We start from the raw sequence: 19,516 nt of genomic DNA, 5'->3' as shown, positions 1-19,516 counted from the left end.
TGATCTCCAAGATTGAGGGGCGCTTTATGGCTATGGCCGATTCTTCCTTGGTGGGGCTTCGGAAAAAGAGCCTGCGCGAGCAGGCTCTGATCGCCCTGCGCCGCGCCATCACGACCGGTGAACTGGAGCAAGGCACCCATCTGGTGGAAACAGAGCTGTCTGCCTCCATGCAGATCAGCCGCGGCACCTTGCGCGAAGCCTTGCGCCAGCTGGAGCAGGAAGGCTTGGTCTCCGCAGGCGAACGCGGCCGGTTGTCAGTTCGCCACCTGGACAACAAGGAAATCCAGGACATCTTCGCGGTGCGTGCCTCGCTGGAAACCCTGGCGGCAACGACGTTGCTGCAGCGCGAAGACCTTTCAGACGCTCTCGCGCAACTGCGCTCCGCGGTCAGCACCATGGAGCAACTCGAGGGCCATGAAATCGAGGAGCGGATCGAAGCGGATCTCGAGTTCCACCGCACTCTGTGCCGGCTGTCCGAGAATGACACCTTGCTGCATGCCTGGGAGCAGCTTGAGGGCTCCATCCGCATGTCCATCATGTTCGGCGGCTACGAACGCGGGGTGCGCAATATGGATGTCGCACGGCATTTCAAGCTGGTGGACACCATCGAAGCTGGCGACAGGGCCGCGGTCAGCGCGGAAATCTCCGAGCATATGCGCATTGCCGCCGAAACCCTGATGGGCTCATAGGACTCTTCTGCGGTCTGCCCATCTCGCTCCTCGAGGTGTTTGTGCTATGCCTCGATGCGGCGGGGCCCAACCGGACTTGTACCGGTTACGGTAATACGGTCTGGAAAGCCGGACGTTCATCGAACAAAGCGTTCAGTCGCCCCTGACAATGGTGCCGGACGGGATCGTTGATCCGCTCCTTTTTCCACGTGCTGCTCCTCGACTGGTTACGTCGCCACCACGAACCACCAAGCGGATAGTGATAGCAACACGGATCCTTACTATCATTTTCTAAGAAAGTGATAGTAAGGGGAATTCATACCATCGCTTTGGAGGGACCCATAGCCGGCTCCCTTTACGCCTGGCCTGCGTTCAGCTCCCCTATTTTGAGGTACCAAGAGCACTTCTGACTGCCGAAAATCCTCATACTCTTTTCCGGTGCTGAAGTTCGGCGATCGAGATGACCTGGACTTTGCGCAAATGAAAAAGCTCATCAAGATCGATTTGACGCAAAAGCTTTCGCTATTGAAACCTCCCTGTTGCCCAGTGACCTAAGCCTACGCGCACGTTCATTCACATTAATCAATGTGAACAAACGTATACTTTCGTAAAAGTGTACGTATATTCACCTTCTTGATTGTGCACGTACGTTCACTTATAATAATGTGTATATACGTGCACAACAGGAGGTTTCATGAATCGCGACGTTTCGACCCAAAAGGAACTCGGAGCATTCGTGCATGATGCCCGGATGAAACTCGGCCTCACTCAAGAAGCCCTAGCCGACCGCGCAGGCGTTTCGCGCAAATGGCTTATAGGCCTGGAGCAGGGTGTACGCACGAGAGCTGAACTCGGCAAGGTGTTAGATACCTTTGAAGCACTCGGGATATCAATAAATCTTTCTTTCAATGCTGAACCCGAAATCGAGTCATCAGATGAAGACCGCTACCATTCGATAGCTCGTATCTCTCCGGCCGCGTCGGAAGCAATTAGAAAAGCCTCGAGTTTGGATCAGTCCTCTTTCCCAAGATTGGCACCCTCGAACATAGGTCAATCGGCCTTCCGAAAACTAGCCGCATCGGGGCTCGGCGAATCCTCATTCCAAAAGTTCGCCAAAGAACTGCGCAACCAAACAGGCATCCGAAACCTAGCCGCCTCCGATCTCGGTCAATCGGCGTTGCAACAGTCCCTTAGAAAAGGGTTGCCTAGTTCAGATGCTTCGACTTTCGATCGCAACTCAAGCACCGCGAACGACGTAGAAAGCGAGCAGGATCAAGCACTTCTTGATAATGACGAATGCAATGAACCGGACAATAAAGATGAGAACAACGAACAGGGCCCGCGATGAAAGAACTCGTGACCTTTTTATACGGGCAGCCTGTCGGAATCCTTCAACAAGATCATTCCGGTAACAGAAAATTTCAATTCGTCCCACAAGATTCTAGACAAGCCAGATTATCCCTGGCAATGCCCTATCGAGAGACCCCTTACCAGCGCTCTATTACTGATCCGTTCATCGAGGGGCTAATTCCGGAAGGCGAAGCTGTCCGCCAGTCGTTCGCTGATGACTTTGGCATTTCGGCAAAGAATCCCTTCGCCTTACTTGAGCATATTGGGTTTGAATGTGCAGGAGCAGTGCAGTTCGTACGGCCGGATGAAATTGACGAGTTAACGCGTTCCGCAGGTGAACTCGTGGCTTGCAACGACAATGAAATCGGTCAACGCATCAGGGTTTTATCTTCGTCTCCGAAAGGATCGTGGACTGTCGGTCGTGAACGCTGGTCACTAGCTGGAGCTCAAAGCAAATTCGCTTTGAGATGGCAGGACGGATGGCATGAAGCCACTGGCAGCGAACCGACAACCCACATTTTCAAGCCCGGCATCCAAGATTTTCGAGATCAAGCACTCAATGAGCACCTATGCCTGAAGACTTTGGGACGCATGGGATTACAAGTTGCCGAAACCAACTTCACGCAGTTTGACGGGCAATCGACAATCGTGGTGAAACGGTACGATCGGCTTATTGAGGGAAACAACGTCTATCGGGTCCATCAAGAAGACTTCTGCCAGGCCACTTCGACCTTACCTACAAACAAGTACGAGTCGAACCGAGGACCCAGCGCACTCAAGATCATTAAGACCCTTCGAGAAGCTCGTGCTCCTGAAACTGAAGTTCAAAAATTCATTGAAGGCCTAATAGGAAATTACCTTTTGGGAGCTCCCGACGCACACGGCAAGAACTACTCGATACTCCATCTCCCTGATGGCCGTGTGCAGCTTGCGCCATTTTATGACATCGCATCTGGCTTGCCCTACGAACACGTTAGTAACGACGGTTTTCCGAAGAAAAACGATGGATTGCGGAAGGCCGCCATGTCCATCGGGGGCGAGCGACAGTTCGGGAGAGTCTCATCAAAGCATTGGTCAAGATTTGCTCGTGAAGCAAAAATAGATGAAGAGTGGTTGCGGATGACAGTGAGTGCGATGACGTACGCTCTGCCTATCGCCATGGCAGAAGTTTTCGAAAACGAATCCGAGGCCATAGGCAACAGCGAACTACCGAGCAAGCTTTATCCAAAGGTCGAACATCTCTGTGCGACAACTCAAACTCTTCTAGAGCATGACGTGTAGCTCGCTGGATCTGGAGAAGCCACCGCTTCCGTTTACGAACGGAAGCGGTGGCTTCATCTAAACTAAGTCAGAAGTTTTAGAGGCTAGTTCTCCCAGAATGGGTAGTCGATGTAGCCCTTTGGACCTTCAGTGTAGAAGGTCGCAAAATCTGGTTCATTCAGCGGCAGCTGTTCCTTCCACCGGCGCACCAGGTCCGGGTTGGCAATCGCAGGGCGTCCCACGACTACCGCTTCGCCCCAGCCTTCGGCAGCCACGCGTGCGGCTTCCTCATAGGTGGTGATCTCCGCGAAGCCGGTGTTCAGCAGCACCGGTCCGCCAAAGGCCTGACGCAGCGACTGGACCAGCTCGCCAGCTGGGTCATGGTGCAGGATGCTCAGGTTGGCCAGTGACAGTGGGGCGATGCCCTGGACCAGCGCGGTGTAGGTAGCCAGCACATCCGCACGATCATTTTCTACCGCACCCTGGACATTGTGTTCCGGCGAAATGCGCAGGCCGGTCTTGCCAGCGCCAATGGCGTTGGCTACTGCGGTCACGACTTCGATGACAAAGCTGGCCCGGTTCTCCGGGGAACCACCGTAGTTGTCGTTGCGGGTGTTGGCCGAAGGCGCCAGGAACTCGTGCAGCAGGTAGCCGTTGGCCCCGTGAAGCTCCACGCCGTCGAATCCGGCGGCGATGGCGTTGCGCGAAGCGGCAACAAATTCCTCGATGATCCTTGGGAGTTCTTCGGTGTCCAGGGCATGCGGAACCGGGTACGCATGCTTTCCGGTATAGGTGCGTGACTCGCCTTCAACCGCGATGGCGCTTGGTGCCTCGACGTAGTCTGCACCGGTGGTTTCCGGGTGGGTGACCCGTCCGGCGTGCATGACCTGGGCAACGATGAGGCCACCTTCGGCGTGCACCGCGTCGGTGACCTTCTTCCAGCCGGCAATCTGCTCCTCGGTAACCAGGCCCGGCTGGCGGACGAAGCCCTGGCCGGCGAAGCTCGGGTAGGTGCCCTCGCTGACGATCAGGCCCAGGGACGCGCGCTGGCGGTAGTACTCGACGACATCTGCGTTGGGCACGCCGTCCTTGCCAGAGCGGGAGCGGGTGAGCGGTGCCATGACCAGGCGGTTGGAGAGCTTGAGGTCGCCGAGGGCGAGAGGGGAAAACAGATCCATGGGGCGGGACTCCTGAATTGGAAATTGTAGTTGCACAGCGTAACTACCTCCGCAAGCAACTTATTCCGTTTCGGCTAAGAACATGAGCTGGCTAACGGCTCCAAGGCATTGGAATCGCCTGAGGCTCATTGCTTGGATTCGCGGGCTCGCCAGGAGCAATAAACCAGCGGATGCGGCACAGCTCCGCACCGCATCCGCTTGATCCGACGGGCTATACGGCGGTGTAGCCGCCGTCGACCAGGTGGTAGCTGCCGGTCACGAAGGACGCGGCATCGCTGGCCAGGAAGGCCACGAGCGCCGCCACTTCTTCCGGCTTGCCCAAGCGGGCAATCGGGTGCTTGTCGACCAGCGCGTCATAGGCTTTCTTGGGCATCTGCTGCAGCAGCGGGGTGTCGATGAAGCCCGGGGCCACGCTGTTCACGCGTACCCCTGAGGTGGCATACTCCACGGCGGCCGTCTTGCTCAGGCCCACCACGGCATGCTTCGTGGAAACGTAGGCGGAGCTGCCGGCGAAGCCCACCGAGCCGAGGATCGAGGCCATGTTCACGATGGACCCTCCCCCGTTCTCGCTCATGGCGTTGGCCTGGGCGCGGGTTCCGCGGAAGACGGCGTTGAGGTTCACGGAGATGACCTTGTCCCAGTCCTCGTCGGTCAGCTCACCCACCTTGGCGGCGCGGCCGCCGATGCCTGCGTTGTTGACGCCGATCTTCAATGGAGCCATGGCGTTGGCGGCCTTGATGGTTTCGTCGATGACAGCCGAAGAGCTGGCATCTCCTGCAACAGCTACTGCTTCTCCGCCTGCGGCCTTGATGGTTTCCACGGTAGCGCCAGCGGCCTGTGCATTGAGGTCCTGGACCACCACTTTGGTTCCGTTGGCGGCTAAGAGGATGGCGATAGCCTGGCCGATGCCCGAACCGGCGCCGGTGACTACTGCCGAACGATCTGCTACATCATACTGAGCCATGATGGACCCACTTTCCGTTTCAAGATGGTCACGGGATTTCCGTTGGCCTCATACCTTGGACGCTACTCCGAACCATCTCGAAAGTCGATGACGTGTCAATCAAAGGTCTATGAGCTCAGTCACTGCTCCGCAGAGCCAACCAGGCGACTCAGGTTGCTGCACGCCAGCATTGCCCGGACCTATTCCCCGGTCATCGAAACGATGCGCCGGCGCACCATCTTGGCGCCTTCGAGCAGGCCCTCGATCTTCTGCACTTCCAGCTTTTCAGTGTCCACGCGGTGGCGCGGCGCCATGTAGGCGAGCATTCCGATGAGATCGTTGCCAGCGCCGCGGATCGGGACGGCCACGGAAATGATTCCCACTTCCAATTCATCAATGGTGCTTGCCCAGCCGCGTTCGCGAATCTGATCCAGCTCGGCGTCCAAGGCTTTCCATGTGGTGATCGTTTGGCTCGTCAGCTTTTCCAGCTTGCTGCCGGTAGCAATGCGGATCGATTCCTTATCCAATTCGGAGAGGAGCAGCTTTCCGGTAGCCGAGGCGTGCAATGGCCAGCGCTGGCCCTGCAGCTCGGTCATCGACATGCCAATGGCGCGCGGAGACGCTTGCTGCACGAGATCCAGGTCGTACTTCCCGTGGCGCACGCTCAGCGTTACCGTTTCGTTGAGCATCTCGGCGATCTCCACCACCACGTCGCTGACTCGGGATAGCAGTCCAGGGGTGGGATCAACGTCCTGGGAAATGCGGGCCAGATCCCACCCAAGGGTGTAGTGCGTGTCCTGGCGGTCGACGAACCCTTCTTCTTCCAGGGTCAGCAGCAGGCGGAAGACCGTGGCCCGGGCCAAGCCGATCTGCTTGGCGATCTCCGTGACCGTCAGGGGTTCCCCCCTGGCGGCAAGGGCGCGCAGCACCGCGATTGCCCGTGAAACCGACCGGTTTGCCGCCATGCCGCCAGAGGATTTTCCACTTGTTTCTCCCATGGAGGGGAACCAGCCTTTCGAATAGTCTTCTATTCAGCCTAGCCGGTTGACCGCAGGGTGAACACTCTGCCCATAAATCGAGCCAAGGCCCGATTACCCTTCGAGTGCGGCGCGCACCTCGCGGGATACCCGCAACCCGCTCTCGATGGCACCGTCGAAGAAGCCGGCCCAAAGGTTGGCCAGGTCGCTGCCGGCCAGGTGCACTGCCCCTTCGGCACGCTGCAGCTCGGCTTGGCCTGTGGTGTAGGCCTGCGGCCGGTGGATGAGCCAGGTTTCCTTGGCGTAGGGATCCGCGTTCCAGTCGTGGGCCGCGATTTCCAGGACTTCCAGGTCATCGCGCCAGGCACGCAGCGCTTCCTGCACGTCCTCGATACTGGTGATGTCCAAGCGTGAGGCGTCGGCGCCGAAGGAGACCAGTACTGCATCCTCTTCGCCCACGAATTCCGTGCGTACCACCGAGAGCGGGTGCTCCTGGGTGGAGTACGCGAAGAATGGCTTGATCGGACCCTTCACCCGGATCCAGAGCTTGAGCCCCTGTGATGCGGTACCTGCCTGGCTCACCTCGCGCTTGACCGGCGACAGCGCAGGCTGGATATCCAGCTCGTGCAGGATGTTCAGCGGAACGGTGACAATGACCCGGCGAGCGCGCAAGCTCTCGCCGCTTGCCAGTACCACGGTGGCGCCCTGCTCATCGTGGGCAATCGAGGCCACTGGCGCATTCAGGCGGATCTCTCCGGGAACGTCGGATGCAATGGCCTTGACCAGCTGGTCATTGCCATCTTCCAGCCGGTAAACGGCGCTGGCCTCATGCATGACGCGCCATGCTCCGGAGGTGGCCGCGGTCCAGCGGATCGCTGCGCTGAAGCCGACCTGGTCCAGCGGCCCATTGCAATGCCCCACCCAGGCCGCTTCATTGGCCTGCCGCTCGTCATCGCTCAGATCCAGGCGGTCAAGGGCCTGCTGCAAGGTCAGCTGATCGGCCTGCGCGAAATGATCGTCATTGGAGACCAAGTCGGGGCGCGGCAGGAGCTTTCCGCTTTCGCCTACCAGGGCGTGCATGCCGTGGTCGATCAGGTCCATGAAGCCGGCCAGGTCCCCGCGCTGCACCTTGCCATCGGCATACCAGAAGGTCTCCTCGGACTTCGGGCCGCGGCCCGCGCGCAGTCCGTAGCGGGTGACCTCGGCCCACACGTGCGGCTGGGTCCAGTGCAGCCAGTTTCCGCCCAGCTCCAGGTGCTTGCCCAGGCGGTCCTCGGTGTAGAGGCGGCCGCCCATGCGGTCGCGCGCTTCGAGCACGGTGACCGAGTAGTCGGCTGCGCCCAGTTCGCGGGCGGCGGTCAGTCCGGCCAGGCCGGCGCCGATGATGATGACATCTGAGTCGTAAGTGTTGTCCATGGTTTTCCGGTCCTTTTCATGTGCCAGTCGTGTACTGGTAGCCACTGTATGGTGCGGCATCCCGGAGATCACTTATGCGGATGTATGATATTCATACTATTTTCATCACTGCGCACAAAACCCTGGAGAAAAGATGGCGGAACTGCTCACGATCGCCAAACTCATTTCTGATCCGGCCTTGGATACCAAGGTGATCGCCGGCCAGTCAGGCCTTGGACGCATCGTGCGCTGGGCGCAGACCAGCGAATCCGCTGAGCCGTGGCGCTGGCTGGGTAACGAGGAACTATTGATGTCCCTGGGCCTGAATATCCCCGCGGAAGCCCAAGAGCAGGCCGATTTCGTCCGCAAGGCGGATGCTGCGGGGATTGCAGGGCTGATCATTGGCCAGGATGGGCTCGCACCCGAGCTCACACGCGAGATGCTGCAGGCGGCCGATGAACTGACCTTCCCGGTGCTGTCCACCGGACCGCAAACCCCCTTCGTGGTGATCGCCCGGACAGTGGCCGCCGTGACCACCAACCAGCTGAACCGCTCGGTCCTGCTGCTTTCCCGGATGTACCAGGAAGCCGGATCGCAGAACCGGAAGGGCAAGCGCAGCGGCGACTGGGTGGAAAAGCTGTGCTCGGTGGACATTGCTGTCCAGGACACGATGACCGGATGCCCAGTGATCGGCACACTGCCCACGAATGCGCATCGCCGCCACTCCCTGTCCACCATCCGCCCCACCCAATTGCTCGTCCCGGCCGACGCGCAACTGGATGCCCTGCTGCTGGTGCACCTCAAGCAGATCCTCGCGGTCGATGCCAATTCGCTGCTCCAGGATGCCGGCAATGCCGTCGCCGCGGCCGAAACTTCCCTGCGACTGGGCCTGGCCGGCAAGCTGGGCGAACACGATATCGATGGCGGTGCATGGATCGCTGGGGAGCCCGGATTCCGGGTCGCCTGCGCCCCGGGAAAGCTGCTCGATGCCGTGGCGATGTCCCTGTCCTTGCACGGGTTGATGCCGCTAGCCACGTCGTGGAAGAACAACTCCATCGCCGTAGTGCGCGAGAAGGATCTTCCGGTGCTACGGACGATCGCCAGCGAATTGCAGGCCACTTTCGGACTAAGCTCACCGCAGCAGCGCTTCGCGGACCTCGAAGGCGCGGCGCAAGAAGCGCAGGGGGCGATTCCTTCTGAACCCCGGCCCGGAGAACTCGTTGAATTCTCCGGACTGCAGGTGTCACTGCTGGCCCGATCCGCCTCGGAAGCCGAGCGAATCGTCAGCATGGTGCTCGGCCCGCTGGCAGGCTCCAGCAACCAGGTAGCCGTGTACCGGGATTCCCTTTTCGCCTTGCTGGACCGCGACCTGCAATGGCAGCACACCGCGAATTTCTTGGGCATCCACCGGCAGACCTTGGCCTACCGGATCAAGCAGGCCGAATTGCTGACCGGGCGCAGCGTACGCAAAGTAGTGGATATCTCGGACTTCTACCTCGCGCGCAAGGCCTGGCCCATCACACAGACCGGATCAGCACGCACCAACTACAGCGGATAGGCCCCCGCAACGCGAACCGCCCGATACGCGTTCCCTCCGTCGGGAACGCCCACCGGGCGGTTGCTGCGAGGCATATCGAAGCTAGCTACTTGTTTCCGGAGCACGCGCTGGCACTGGGGCGAGAAGCATGGTGGAGGTATCCAGCAGCTCATTTTCATCCTGCCCCTTGGCCAAGGCGAGCGCTTCTTCGCGCGTGCGCACCACGGGCGCCGAACCGAGCAGCGGACGGGATGCCGTCTCGCGCAGCTTGAAGGTGGCACAGAGCGCAATAACCGAGAAGAACATGATGTAGTAGGCCGGTGCGAAGTGGTTGCCGGTGGTGTTCACCAGGATCTGGCTGACCAGCGGCGTGGTTCCGCCGAAAATGGAGATCGACAGGTTGTGTGTGACTCCCATTCCGCCGTACCGCGAAGCGGTGGGGAACAGCTCGGACATGACCGAGCCGGTCAGGGCCAGGAAGAAGGCGCTGGGCAGGGCCACCATGAACAGCGAGAGGTACAGCGACCACATGGTTCCCACGTGCATCAGCGCAAAGGCGGGCACCAGCAGGACCAGGTTGCCGATGGTAGCCATCATGTAGATCGGCCGCCGACCGATCTTGTCCGACCAGTTGGCTATCACGGGGATCAGCACCGCCTGGAGGACCAGCACCACCACAGCTGCCACCGCGGTATGCACCGCTGGCGAGCCGATCTCCGCTTCGAGATAGGTGGGCATGTAGCTGGTGAGCATATATCCGGAGGTGCCGTCCGCGGCGATCAAGGCGCAGCCGATGAGGATCTGCGGCCAGTAGTGGCGGAAGATGTTCGGCAGATTGTGGCGGACGAACATTGGATGGACCTCGCCGACCTCGGCAGCCTCGCGGGCCGCTTCGAAGGTCGGGGATTCCGGGATCTTGCTGCGCAGCGAAATCGCCACGATGCCCAGCGGCAGTGCCACCAGGAACGGAATGCGCCAGCCGCCGGCGAGCATCGCATTCTCGCCCCACGCCGAGGTGGTGATCGCGGAGGTGGCAGCGACAACTGCCGCACCGGCAGCGAAGCCGAGCATCGATCCCGAGTTCAGCAGGGAGGTCATGAATCCGCGGCGGTCATCCGGGGAGAACTCGGCCACGTAGGTTGCGGCGCCGGAGTATTCGCCGCCGGTGGAGAAGCCCTGCAGCATCTTGAGCAGGTACAGCGGGACGATCACCCACAGGCCGACCTGCCCAGCGGTGGGAAGCAAGCCAATCAGCGTGGTGGCTCCGGCCATCAGGGCGATGGTGAAGAACATGACCTTGCGCCGGCCGATCTTGTCCCCGAGCGGGCCCAGGATCATTCCGCCCAGCGGGCGGACGATGAAGGACACGGCGAAACCGAACAGCGTCACCAGCAGGCCCATGCTCTGGTCCATGCCTTCGGTGAAGACCGCGGTCATGGTCACTGCCAGATAGCCGTAGACCCCGATGTCATACCATTCGATGAAATTGCCAATGCCCGCGCCGATCTGTGCGCGGCGCAATTCCTTCTTGTCGACGACAATGCAGTCATCGGCGCGGAGCCTGCGCGATACCTTGGGCAACGCGGGACGCTGCATTCTCGATGATTCGCTCATCGTATTCTCTTTCCTGCCGGGAATTGGTTTCGAGATCTGATGCTCTCGCTGCGCATGAACTGCTGTGGAATTTTCACTTGCAATAGCGAAACAAGAACTTCATAACGTTCACCAGATGATCATGCTAGTTATCTAGTGAACACGACACTCCGGTGATGCACAACACATTCAGCAAAACATTTCATCGTCGGACCCAGCTCCGGGGCCCGGAAATTCAAGGAGTTCAGCTGCACGAATGGAGCTGACAAGGAGACTGAGGTGATTTTTGCCGCCCTGGGCGTTGCGCAGAAATGTCCCGGATTAAACCCGCGACGGCGCAGGAGCATTGCCCATATGACCGGGCCCATAGCGGCACGAGGGCACCAAGGCAGCGCCACAAAGCCGCGCGAGATAGCGGGATGATCCCGCGGAGATTCGCGCGGCTTAGTTGGAGAAGGTACCAGGAATTTTACCGGTGGCGCCTCAGGCCCGCGGCGTCCAGCGCCCGGGAGCCAGGGGCCCACTCCAGCACGCCCGGTCGCTGCAGGAAGCTACTTCCCGCTGTCCATGTAGTGGATGCAACGGCGGGCCAGGCTCTTGCTCACCCCGGCTTTTTGCGCGATGCGCTTGGCATCGCGGATCGGCACCGGGATGCCCTGGCGTTCAATGACGGTCGCCACCCGCTGCACCGCCCAGGACGGCGGCGCAGCCGGGGGCGCCATTGCGATCCCGCTCATGCAAGGACGCTTTCCCGCAGCTGTGCCGCGCGTCGCGTCTCGGCCACATCCCGATGCAGCTGCTCCACCAGGGTTCCAGCATCCGCATATTCAACTTGCGGGCGCTGGAATTCCAGTAGGCGCACCACCAGGTGCTGGCCGTAGAGGTCCCCGGAGAAGTCGAGCAGATGCGCTTCGAGCAGCACCTGCCCGCCGGTGCGGTAGAACGTGGCGCGCCGGCCGATGGACACGCAGGCAGGCACCTGGCGCCCATCGGGCAGCAGCACTTCGGCACCCCACACGCCATCGAGCTGGTCATCTTGCAGCATGGGGATATTCGCGGTGCGGAAGCCGAGTTCTCGCCCGCGGGCGTCTCCGTGCTCGACGATTCCTTCAATGGCATGCATGGGCTATTCCCTCGTGTTGGTACTTCGCGGTTCCGCTCAGCGGCCGCGCGGCTGGCCGTTGACCAGCTGCGGAACGCTATCCGGGTTGGCATCCTGCAGCTGTGCCGGGAGCAGATGCTGCGGGAAGTTCTGGTAGGCCACCGGGCGCACGAACCGCTCGATGGCGGCGGCACCGACCGAGGTGGTCCCCACCGCGGTGGTGGCCGGGTAGGGGCCGCCATGCTGCTGGGCGTAGGTCACCGAAACCCCGGTGGGCCACTGGTTCCACAGCACGCGTCCGGCCTTGTTCGCCAGCACCGCGACCAGCTCTTGGACGCGGTCGCCTTCTTCGCCGTGGATGGTTGCGGTCAGCTGGCCCTCGAAGGTGCGCGCCGCAGCCACCAGCTGCTGCTCGGAGTCGTATTCCACGACCAGTGCGGTCGGTCCGAAGCACTCGGCCTGCAAGGCCCGCGGATCTGCCAGCAGCTCGTCGATGCCGGTGATCAGCAAGGTGGGCGATGGCTGCTCGCCCAGCGGTTCGCCGCCCTGCGAGAGCACCTCGACACCGGGGTGCGCGGACAGCTGGTCCAGCACCTGCCCGTAGCCTTCGTGGATACGCTGGTTCAGCAGCCCGGCCCCGGCCGGGAGCACGGCCGCTGACAGCAACGGGCGCAAGCCCGAGCCGCGCGGGATGAACAGCGTTCCGGGCTTGGTGCACAGCTGCCCGGCGCTGGTGGTGAAGGAGCCGATGAAATCGGCGACGATCTGCTCGCCGCGCACGCTGGCAGCCTGCTCGGTGACGAACACCGGGTTGTTGCTGCCCAGCTCCCCGTAGAAGGGAATTGGTTCATCGCGGGAAACAGCCAGGTCCATCAGGGCCCGGCCCCCGGGGATGGAACCGGTGAATCCTGCGGCCTTGATCCGCGGATCCAGCAGGACGGTGCGCCCGGCTTCGGTTCCGAAGACGACCTGGAATAGCCCGTCTGGCGCGCCAGCCCCAGCCAAGGCATCGTTGACCACCTGGGCGGTGAGCCGCGAGAGTTCCAGATGCCCATGGTGCGCCTTGACGATGACCGGGTTGCCCGCCGCCAGCGCCGAGGCGCTGTCGCCGCCGGCCACCGAGAAGGCGAAGGGGAAGTTGCTGGCCGCGAAGACCACGACCGGACCGAGCGGAATGCGGGTGCGCCGCAGATCCGGGCGGGCGGCTCCCATGGGCCACTGCGCATCGGCATGGTCGATGCGCGCGTCGAGGTATCCGCCATCGCGCAGCAGTTCCCCGAAGAAGCGCAGCTGGAAGGTGGTGCGCTTCAGTTCCCCGCGAAGGCGCAGCTCGGGCAGGTTGGTCTCGGCCATGGCTACCGGAACCAGCTGGTCCGCGGCGGCATCCAGCGCATCGCCCACGACGTCCAGGATTCCGGCTCGCTGGGCCGGGCTGGTAGCGGCCCAGGTGCCGAAGCTGTCCTGCGCGGCGGCAAGATAGGCTTCCAGCTGCCCGGTGGTGGTGTTTTCGGTAGTTGGCGCAATGCTCAGGGACATTTTCAAGCTCTTTTCTGCTCTGTGGAGCGGTTCAGGAATGCGTGGCGGAACTAGGTTCCGGCGTGTAGTCGAAGGAGATTTCTCCCCAGCCTTCGAAGCGGCCGGTGACCGCCGTGCCGGGGACCATCTTCTCGGCGGCCAGGCAGCTGCCGGGCAGGATGAATTGGCCGGCCTTCAGGGTCACGCCGTATTCGGCGATGCGCCGGCATAGCCAGGCGATGGCCGATACAGGATTGCCGTGGATGGCGTTGGTGTTCCCGCGGGCCACTTCTTGGCCGTCGAATTCAATGCAACCGGGCTGGTTCGCGAGATTGACCTCGGAGAGCTTGCGCGGCTGCCCGCCGAGAATCACCCCTCCCACCGAACCGTTATCGGCCAGGGTGTCGAACAGGCCAATCTTCCAGTCCTTAATCCGGGAGTCGATGATTTCCAGTGCGGGCACCACGAAGTCGGTGGCGGCCATGACGTCCGCTGCGGTGACATGCTTGCCGCCCAGGTCCTTCTTCAGCACGAAGCCAGGTTCAAGCTCAATGAAAGGCTCGATGAAGTCGGCGGCGCTGATCGGCAGGTTCTCCGGGTAGAACTGGCTGGCCAGCAGGTAGCCGTAGTCCGGTTCATCCACCCCGAACTTGCTCTGCATGGCCTTGGCGATGTTGCCCAGCTTGAAGCCGGAGATGCTGTCTCCCGCTTCGACATTCAGCCGGATGATCTCCTGCTGCACGCGGAAGGCATCGGCCACCGTGGGGCCTGCGGAATGATCGATCAGGCTTTCCAATGGCTGGCGTGATTCCTTGGCGGAAATCAGGCGCTGGGCAGTCTGGGTAATGTTGATTGGCAAAGGGATCTCCATCCTCACCTCGGGCGGCACGGGCCGCCGGAATGTCTTGGGCAGACGGGGCGGCGGCTTGCCTGCCGCCCCGTCGCTGCTGCTTGCTACTTCTTGATCCGCTGGTCGCCCAGGTGCCAGATGCTCATGGCCGAAAGCATTTCGCGTGGATCCCAGACCACCGATTCTTCGGTGACCTTGCCATCGCAGTGGCTGATGAAGGTCGCGCCGGTCACGGTCACCGTGCGGCCGGTCGGCGGGACGCCCATGAATTCGCCGGTGTGCACCCCGGTGCTGCGCCAGTGGATTGCTGCCAGGTTGTCATCCTCGATAGCCCGCAGGATTTCCATGTTGAAGTCGCTGAAGGCCTGGTGGGATTCGGTGATCTGGTTCAACAGGTCATCGATGCGCTCTTCGCCGGTCTTGGAGTAGCGCACGTAGTCTTCGGATACCAGATCCGCGAAAGCCGCGGTATTGCCCTTGCTCCACGCCTCGGTCCAGGCGGAGGTGATGCGTTCCAGGATTGATGCCATGATGCTAGGCCTTTGCAGTTGGGGCCGGTGCCGGCCAAAGGTTGAAATCTCCGAATTTTCCGCCGCGGAAGAGCAGCGCTTCGCGCTCTGTGGCTTCCATGGTTTCCACTCCACCGACAATCATGTAGTGGTCTCCGGCAACGACTTCCGAGAGCACTTCGCAGTCGATCCAGGCCGAGGCGCCGGCGATGCGCGGGGTGCCGTTGGCACCGATCTCGTAGTCGATGCCCTCGAACTTGTCCACGCCCTTGCGGGAAAGCGCCCGGCTGACCGGAAGCTGCTCGGTGGACAGGATGTTCGCGGTGAAGCGGCCCAGGGAGCGCAGAGTCGGCCAGGTGCTCGAGCCCTTGTCGACGCAGAAGGTGACCAGTGGCGGTTCCAGCGACAGGGACATGAAGGTTCCCACGACGAAGCCCATGGGCTTGCCGGCGGCGGTCATGCCGGTGATGGCGGTGACGCCGGTGGGCAGGGCGCCGAAGACCTTGCGGTATTCGGCCGGATCAATCCCCGTGTTCTGCGGGGTCACAATGATGGACATGGGGAACTCCTAGCTGGCTTGTGCGGTGGTCTGCTGGTTCAGTGCTGCGCCTGGGTGGTCCAGGGGCAGCCGGGCGTTGCCTTCTCCGAAGAGCGTCTCGCGCAGGGTGGATCCTTCGAAGGAGGTGCGCATGGCGCCTCGGCGTTGCAGCTCGGGAACGACGAATTCGGCGAAGTCCTTGATGTCCTGGAACTTGATGGCATTGGCCAGGTTGAAGCCGCTGGCTCCGGTCTGGTCCATCCAGGAAATCAGCTCATCCGCGCAGGTTTCCGGTCCGCCCACGATGACCGGCGAGGTGCCGCCGATGCCGATGTACTCGGCGATGTCGCGGGTGGTCCAGTCCTTGGACGGGTCCATCTTCAGGAAGAAGTTCAGCATGGTCTGCCCGGCGTTCGTATCGATTTCCTTCAGCGGGACATCCGGGTCGAAGGCCGACAGGTCCACCCCGGCCCAGCTGCTGTAGCGGGCCATGGCCCCGTCGTAGGAGACCAGCTTGAGGTACTCCTCGTATTTGGCCTGCGCTTCTTCATCGGTGGCAGCGCTGATGACGGTGATCATCTGCAAGGTGGCGATGTTCTCCGGGTTGCGCCCGAATTCCAGCGCCTTGGCCTTCAGCCCGTCGACCTGCTTCTTCAGCGTTTCCTTGGTCATCGCGTTCAGGAAGACAGCCTCGGCCGTCTTGGCGGCCAAGGCCACGCCGCGCGGGGATCCGCCGGCCTGGAAGATTACCGGGGTGCGCTGCGGCGAGGGTTCGCACAAGTGGATGCCCGGAACGCTGAAGTGCTCGCCCTGGTGCTCGATATTGTGCACGCGGCTGGGGTCCACGTAGGTGGAGGTCGAAGCGTCGCGCAGCACTGCGTCCTCGTCCCACGAAGTCTCCCAGAGCTTCATGGCCACGGTGATGAATTCCTCGGCGCGGGCGTAGCGGTCGTCGTGGGCTTCGGCGGCTTCGAGCCCGGCGATGTTCCGCGCTGCGCTGTTGGTGTAAGAGGTGACTACGTTCCATCCCACCCGGCCATCGGTCAGGTGATCCAGCGTGGAGAACTTGCGGGCCAGCTTGTACGGGGCGTCGTAGGCGGTAGAGGAGGTGACGCCGAAGCTCAGGTGCTTGGTTACCGCGGCCATGGCCGGGATCAAGTACGAAGGATCATTGGCCGGGATCTGCGCGGCGTCCTTCAGGGAATCGTTCACCGAGCCCTTGTAGGTCTCGTGGTAGCCATCGTTGTCGGCAAAGAAAATCCCGTCAAAGCAGGCAGCTTCGAGGAGCTTCGCATACTCGACCCAGTAGCCAAGCGACTTGTATTCACCACCCCGGTCCTTCGGGTGGCGCCAAGTGCCAGCGGAAAGATGCGCCGGGCCGTTGAAGTCGAACGCGAAAACGCGCATCTCCTTTGTCATGTTGAATCCCTTCAATGCGTTCACTAGGTGAACTATGTGTTTATTCAGTGATCACAGACTAGGGTGTCGAAGGCCACACCGTCAAGCGGTAAAGGAGTTCTATTTCACATGGGTCGGCAATTGTGACAAGCAAGCGGGCAGGCGGGCTTTGCGGCAACAGCCAGCCGCTTCCGATTCCTCCACGTCACTTCGCGTACGCGTGGGTTGAAGGCATGAAATCTGGTGACGCCAAGAGAATGTTGGTGCGAGGAGGAACCAGCGGAGCAGCCGGCGCAGTTCTCTCGATGAGCTGACCTACGACTGCGTTTTTACCTTGGTTTGGGGACCAATTCCTTGCACGGCCGGAATGATGACTCAGCTCGCGAGGTGCAATAATGGCTGACCGAATAGACGAGTACCCACAATCCACCGGGGCAGAAGGGTGTGAATTCACCGTACGGCGTGCATGGCGCAGAGACTTGATTACCTTGGAGCGCACCGGGAATAGGCTTGGCCCAGACGCGGGCGCCTATCCCGCAGCAGAAAAATTGCTACGACAGCTGGCGCACCCTGTGCGCGGTGGACGACATGAACCGCTCATCGTGGGAGGAGAACAGCACCGCTCCCCCGCGTTCGAGTACCGAATCGATGGCCCCGTGCAGGCAATGAAGCCCAGCCGAATCCAGCGCCTCGGTTGGTTCGTCGAGGAGGAGCAGCTGCGGTTCGCGCACCAGCACGGTGGCCAAGGCAACGAGCCGGCGGGCCGAAGCCGGCAGCTCATAAGGGTGGGTCTGCGCGTAGGATTCCAGGCCCAGCTGTGCAAGCACCAACGGCACGCGGACACGTTGGATGCTCTTCTTGGGAAGGCCGAAGGCGACCTCCCGGGCTACGGTACGTTCGAAGAGCTGGTCCGAAGGGTTCTGCAGGAGCATCCCAGCATCACCTGCCACCCGCACTTTTCCGGCAGCTGGCTTGATTAGCCCTGCGGCGGCTTTGAGCAGTGTCGTCTTGCCCGTTCCGTTAGCGCCGGCCAGCCCCACGCATTCTCCGGCACTGACTTCGAGGTCAAGGCTGGAGAGGACCGGGGCGCTGGCGCCTTTGTATCCGAGTTGCACGCCGGAAAAGCCCACCAAGGGCTTTGCAGATGCAGCGGGGACAGATGGTCTTTTTGACTTGGAAAGCAACGCAGTGGTTGCAGCGCCTGCAGTTGCCCGCTGCAAAGTACCGTCCGCCAAGTTCCACAGTGAATCCGCTTCTGCGTCCCATGCTTCTGCCGTCCGGCTCAGCACCACAAGTGCAGTGCCCTCGGCACGCAACCTGGTGATCATCGAGGTCACGGCCTGAGTTGCCTTGGAATCCAACCCGGCCAACGGTTCATCGAGCACAATGATGGAAGGTTTGGCTGCGGACAACGCGGCCAGTGCGACCAGGCGTTCTTGGCCTCCTGAAAGCTTGGCGGGATCGCGTTCAAGCAGATGTTCCAGGGACAGCCGCGTGGATAGCTCGGCGATGAGCTCTGCCATCTCTTCACGGGGCATTCCTTCGTTCTCCCGCGCGAAGACCAGCTCTTCTGCAACCGTCTGGCGAATCCCCGAGAGGTAGAGCCCGGCATCTTGGGGCAGCAGTCCCACGTGCTTGGCCCAGCCTGCGACGTCGATTCGTGGCGAATGCTCCGGAGAATAATCGATCCGTTGCCCCGCCAGGGTGACCGTTCCCTCGCATTGGTCCGCTCCTGGCCGCGGAAGCATGCCAGCGAGTACTCCGCCCAGCGTGGACTTTCCGGATCCAGAGTCGCCGGCAATGACAGTCAGGGAACCCGGGGAGAATTCCAACTCGATCTCGCGCAAGGCCTCGGCGTGCGCCTCGGAGTAGCGGAAGCTTCCCAGCCTGAGGTGCAGCGCCGCGGTGGTTCCGGCAGGTGCACGGTGTTCCATATCCATCATGAGGCTCCCCCGAGTGGCAACAGAATCGCTACCGGCACCAGCACGGAACACAGCAGGGCAACCCAGCGGACGCCCCTTTGGATCTGCGAGTCCGCGACGTGGCGCAATCTGCTGTGCTCACCGCGGGCGGGGAAACCGCGCGCGGCCAGATGCACCGAACGGTCATGGGCATCTTGCACCGAGGAGAGCACCAGCGGTACTGCTCGCAGCCTCAGGCGCTGCAGCCAGCCGGCCAAGCCCCGGCCGGTTCCTGCTTTCCGCAAGGCCTGGGCTTGGCCAATGGCATGCTGCTTTTCCATCATCTGCGGAAGAAGAAACAGCGTGGATGCCAACAGGTATCCCGCCTGCGGCGGAGCCGGAGACAAGTCGATAGCTGCCACCAGCTGGTGCTTGTCGATCAGCAAACCGCAAAGCAAACCCGCCACCACCAGCACGGCGGTGCGCAAGGCCAGGGCCATGGCGATCTCCATCCCCCCAAGCGTCAGTCTGACTGGTCCCCATGCGGCGATCACCGCCGAGGAATCCTGTGAAGCCAGTCCATGGATCATCAGCAAGGACAGGAGAGTCGGGAGCATGATGGCACCGCTGAGCGTCGCGAGTTTGCGGGCCTTGCCCGCAACCGCGCCAATGGCCAAGCAAAGTGCTATCACCGCACAGCTCAGCCACCATCGGCTCGCAGCCGTGGCTACCGCAATGGTGAACACGGCTAGGCAAAGCACGGTAAAAGGATGCAACTCAGCGATGCGGCGCTTCATAGGTG

The 19,516-nt window shown here is 61.5% G+C and carries 18 protein-coding genes; 4 read left to right on the top strand and 14 right to left on the bottom strand.

Features of this window, described 5'->3' with window-relative positions; translation table 11 throughout:
* Positions 1-26: 26 nt before the first annotated feature.
* From ACIOJF_RS08980 to ACIOJF_RS08970, 3 genes are all read left to right on the top strand, one after another.
* Positions 27-689, top strand: a complete 663-nt coding sequence (locus ACIOJF_RS08980) for a GntR family transcriptional regulator (protein ID WP_105656053.1) — start codon at positions 27-29, stop codon at positions 687-689.
* A gap of 673 nt (positions 690-1,362) precedes the next feature.
* Positions 1,363-2,016 carry a helix-turn-helix domain-containing protein gene (locus ACIOJF_RS08975; RefSeq protein WP_105656052.1) on the top strand — a complete coding sequence of 218 codons (654 nt, stop codon included), beginning with the start codon at positions 1,363-1,365 and terminating at the stop codon, positions 2,014-2,016.
* Entirely contained in the window at positions 2,013-3,299 is a 1,287-nt protein-coding gene (locus ACIOJF_RS08970; protein ID WP_332489288.1) for a type II toxin-antitoxin system HipA family toxin, read from the top strand. The genes ACIOJF_RS08975 and ACIOJF_RS08970 overlap by 4 nt, the downstream gene beginning before the upstream one ends.
* An 83-nt stretch (positions 3,300-3,382) precedes the next feature.
* Here the strand turns inward: ACIOJF_RS08970 and ACIOJF_RS08965 are convergent, their stop codons facing one another.
* The 4 genes from ACIOJF_RS08965 to ACIOJF_RS08950 form a co-directional block, all read right to left on the bottom strand.
* Entirely contained in the window at positions 3,383-4,456 is a 1,074-nt protein-coding gene (locus tag ACIOJF_RS08965; protein WP_402741530.1) for an alkene reductase, read from the bottom strand.
* 211 nt (positions 4,457-4,667) lie between these two features.
* The gene (locus ACIOJF_RS08960) at positions 4,668-5,420 is read right to left on the bottom strand and encodes an SDR family NAD(P)-dependent oxidoreductase (RefSeq protein ID WP_105659174.1); all 753 of its coding nucleotides are present in this window, start codon (positions 5,418-5,420) and stop codon (positions 4,668-4,670) included.
* Between the two features lie 179 nt (positions 5,421-5,599).
* Positions 5,600-6,397, bottom strand: coding sequence for an IclR family transcriptional regulator (locus tag ACIOJF_RS08955; protein ID WP_402741529.1), 798 nt, complete (start codon positions 6,395-6,397; stop codon positions 5,600-5,602).
* A 93-nt stretch (positions 6,398-6,490) separates the two neighbouring features.
* The gene (locus ACIOJF_RS08950) at positions 6,491-7,852 is read right to left on the bottom strand and encodes a flavin monoamine oxidase family protein (RefSeq protein WP_402741528.1); all 1,362 of its coding nucleotides are present in this window, start codon (positions 7,850-7,852) and stop codon (positions 6,491-6,493) included.
* 73 nt (positions 7,853-7,925) lie between these two features.
* Between ACIOJF_RS08950 and ACIOJF_RS08945 the strand changes: the two genes are divergently transcribed.
* Entirely contained in the window at positions 7,926-9,329 is a 1,404-nt protein-coding gene (locus ACIOJF_RS08945) for a PucR family transcriptional regulator (protein ID WP_400341462.1), read from the top strand.
* An 81-nt stretch (positions 9,330-9,410) separates the two neighbouring features.
* Here the strand turns inward: ACIOJF_RS08945 and ACIOJF_RS08940 are convergent, their stop codons facing one another.
* The 10 genes from ACIOJF_RS08940 to ACIOJF_RS08895 form a co-directional block, all read right to left on the bottom strand.
* Entirely contained in the window at positions 9,411-10,922 is a 1,512-nt protein-coding gene (locus ACIOJF_RS08940) for an MFS transporter (protein ID WP_402741527.1), read from the bottom strand.
* A 530-nt stretch (positions 10,923-11,452) separates the two neighbouring features.
* Complete coding sequence (locus tag ACIOJF_RS08935; RefSeq protein ID WP_105659169.1) at positions 11,453-11,638, bottom strand: hypothetical protein; 186 nt, start codon at positions 11,636-11,638, stop codon at positions 11,453-11,455.
* On the bottom strand, positions 11,635-12,024 hold the full coding sequence (locus ACIOJF_RS08930; protein WP_359185037.1) for a riboflavin kinase: 390 nt from the start codon (positions 12,022-12,024) through the stop codon (positions 11,635-11,637). Before ACIOJF_RS08930 ends, ACIOJF_RS08935 begins: the two co-directional genes overlap by 4 nt.
* A gap of 36 nt (positions 12,025-12,060) precedes the next feature.
* Positions 12,061-13,539: an aldehyde dehydrogenase (NADP(+)) gene (locus ACIOJF_RS08925; RefSeq protein WP_402741526.1), complete on the bottom strand. Its 1,479-nt coding sequence runs from the start codon at positions 13,537-13,539 to the stop codon at positions 12,061-12,063.
* A gap of 31 nt (positions 13,540-13,570) precedes the next feature.
* Positions 13,571-14,377 carry a 2-keto-4-pentenoate hydratase gene (locus ACIOJF_RS08920; protein ID WP_402696736.1) on the bottom strand — a complete coding sequence of 269 codons (807 nt, stop codon included), beginning with the start codon at positions 14,375-14,377 and terminating at the stop codon, positions 13,571-13,573.
* A gap of 95 nt (positions 14,378-14,472) precedes the next feature.
* Positions 14,473-14,898: an ester cyclase gene (locus tag ACIOJF_RS08915; protein WP_332489374.1), complete on the bottom strand. Its 426-nt coding sequence runs from the start codon at positions 14,896-14,898 to the stop codon at positions 14,473-14,475.
* A gap of 4 nt (positions 14,899-14,902) precedes the next feature.
* Positions 14,903-15,436 (bottom strand): flavin reductase family protein, encoded by a 534-nt coding sequence (locus ACIOJF_RS08910; protein ID WP_208294291.1) that lies wholly within the window; start codon positions 15,434-15,436, stop codon positions 14,903-14,905.
* Positions 15,437-15,445: 9 nt separating this feature from the next.
* Positions 15,446-16,834, bottom strand: a complete 1,389-nt coding sequence (locus ACIOJF_RS08905; RefSeq protein ID WP_402741525.1) for an LLM class flavin-dependent oxidoreductase — start codon at positions 16,832-16,834, stop codon at positions 15,446-15,448.
* 530 nt (positions 16,835-17,364) lie between these two features.
* A complete protein-coding gene (locus ACIOJF_RS08900) occupies positions 17,365-18,756 on the bottom strand; it encodes an ATP-binding cassette domain-containing protein (protein WP_402741524.1) in 1,392 nt (463 codons plus the stop codon).
* Positions 18,753-19,511, bottom strand: a complete 759-nt coding sequence (locus ACIOJF_RS08895) for an energy-coupling factor transporter transmembrane component T family protein (RefSeq protein WP_402741523.1) — start codon at positions 19,509-19,511, stop codon at positions 18,753-18,755. The genes ACIOJF_RS08900 and ACIOJF_RS08895 overlap by 4 nt, the downstream gene beginning before the upstream one ends.
* Positions 19,512-19,516 lie beyond the last annotated feature (5 nt).

It is taken from the genome of Glutamicibacter sp. NPDC087831 (genome assembly GCF_044742845.1).
Taxonomy (GTDB): domain Bacteria; phylum Actinomycetota; class Actinomycetes; order Actinomycetales; family Micrococcaceae; genus Glutamicibacter.
Note: the sequence above shows the minus strand (reverse complement) of the source record. Positions and strands in the feature narration are given on the sequence as shown.

Bases quoted from the DNA above. Each gene is read 5' to 3' on its own strand.
- ACIOJF_RS08980 (WP_105656053.1), top strand. From the start codon at position 27: ATGGCTATGGCCGATTCTTCCTTGGTGGGGCTTCGGAAAAAGAGCCTG.
- ACIOJF_RS08975 (WP_105656052.1), top strand. From the start codon at position 1,363: ATGAATCGCGACGTTTCGACCCAAAAGGAACTCGGAGCATTCGTGCAT.
- ACIOJF_RS08970 (WP_332489288.1), top strand. From the start codon at position 2,013: ATGAAAGAACTCGTGACCTTTTTATACGGGCAGCCTGTCGGAATCCTT.
- ACIOJF_RS08965 (WP_402741530.1), bottom strand. From the start codon at position 4,456: ATGGATCTGTTTTCCCCTCTCGCCCTCGGCGACCTCAAGCTCTCCAAC.
- ACIOJF_RS08960 (WP_105659174.1), bottom strand. From the start codon at position 5,420: ATGGCTCAGTATGATGTAGCAGATCGTTCGGCAGTAGTCACCGGCGCC.
- ACIOJF_RS08955 (WP_402741529.1), bottom strand. From the start codon at position 6,397: ATGGGAGAAACAAGTGGAAAATCCTCTGGCGGCATGGCGGCAAACCGG.
- ACIOJF_RS08950 (WP_402741528.1), bottom strand. From the start codon at position 7,852: ATGCCGCACCATACAGTGGCTACCAGTACACGACTGGCACATGAAAAG.
- ACIOJF_RS08945 (WP_400341462.1), top strand. From the start codon at position 7,926: ATGGCGGAACTGCTCACGATCGCCAAACTCATTTCTGATCCGGCCTTG.
- ACIOJF_RS08940 (WP_402741527.1), bottom strand. From the start codon at position 10,922: ATGAGCGAATCATCGAGAATGCAGCGTCCCGCGTTGCCCAAGGTATCG.
- ACIOJF_RS08935 (WP_105659169.1), bottom strand. From the start codon at position 11,638: ATGAGCGGGATCGCAATGGCGCCCCCGGCTGCGCCGCCGTCCTGGGCG.
- ACIOJF_RS08930 (WP_359185037.1), bottom strand. From the start codon at position 12,024: ATGCATGCCATTGAAGGAATCGTCGAGCACGGAGACGCCCGCGGGCGA.
- ACIOJF_RS08925 (WP_402741526.1), bottom strand. From the start codon at position 13,539: ATGTCCCTGAGCATTGCGCCAACTACCGAAAACACCACCACCGGGCAG.
- ACIOJF_RS08915 (WP_332489374.1), bottom strand. From the start codon at position 14,898: ATGGCATCAATCCTGGAACGCATCACCTCCGCCTGGACCGAGGCGTGG.
- ACIOJF_RS08910 (WP_208294291.1), bottom strand. From the start codon at position 15,436: ATGTCCATCATTGTGACCCCGCAGAACACGGGGATTGATCCGGCCGAA.
- ACIOJF_RS08905 (WP_402741525.1), bottom strand. From the start codon at position 16,834: ATGACAAAGGAGATGCGCGTTTTCGCGTTCGACTTCAACGGCCCGGCG.
- ACIOJF_RS08900 (WP_402741524.1), bottom strand. From the start codon at position 18,756: ATGATGGATATGGAACACCGTGCACCTGCCGGAACCACCGCGGCGCTG.
- ACIOJF_RS08895 (WP_402741523.1), bottom strand. From the start codon at position 19,511: ATGAAGCGCCGCATCGCTGAGTTGCATCCTTTTACCGTGCTTTGCCTA.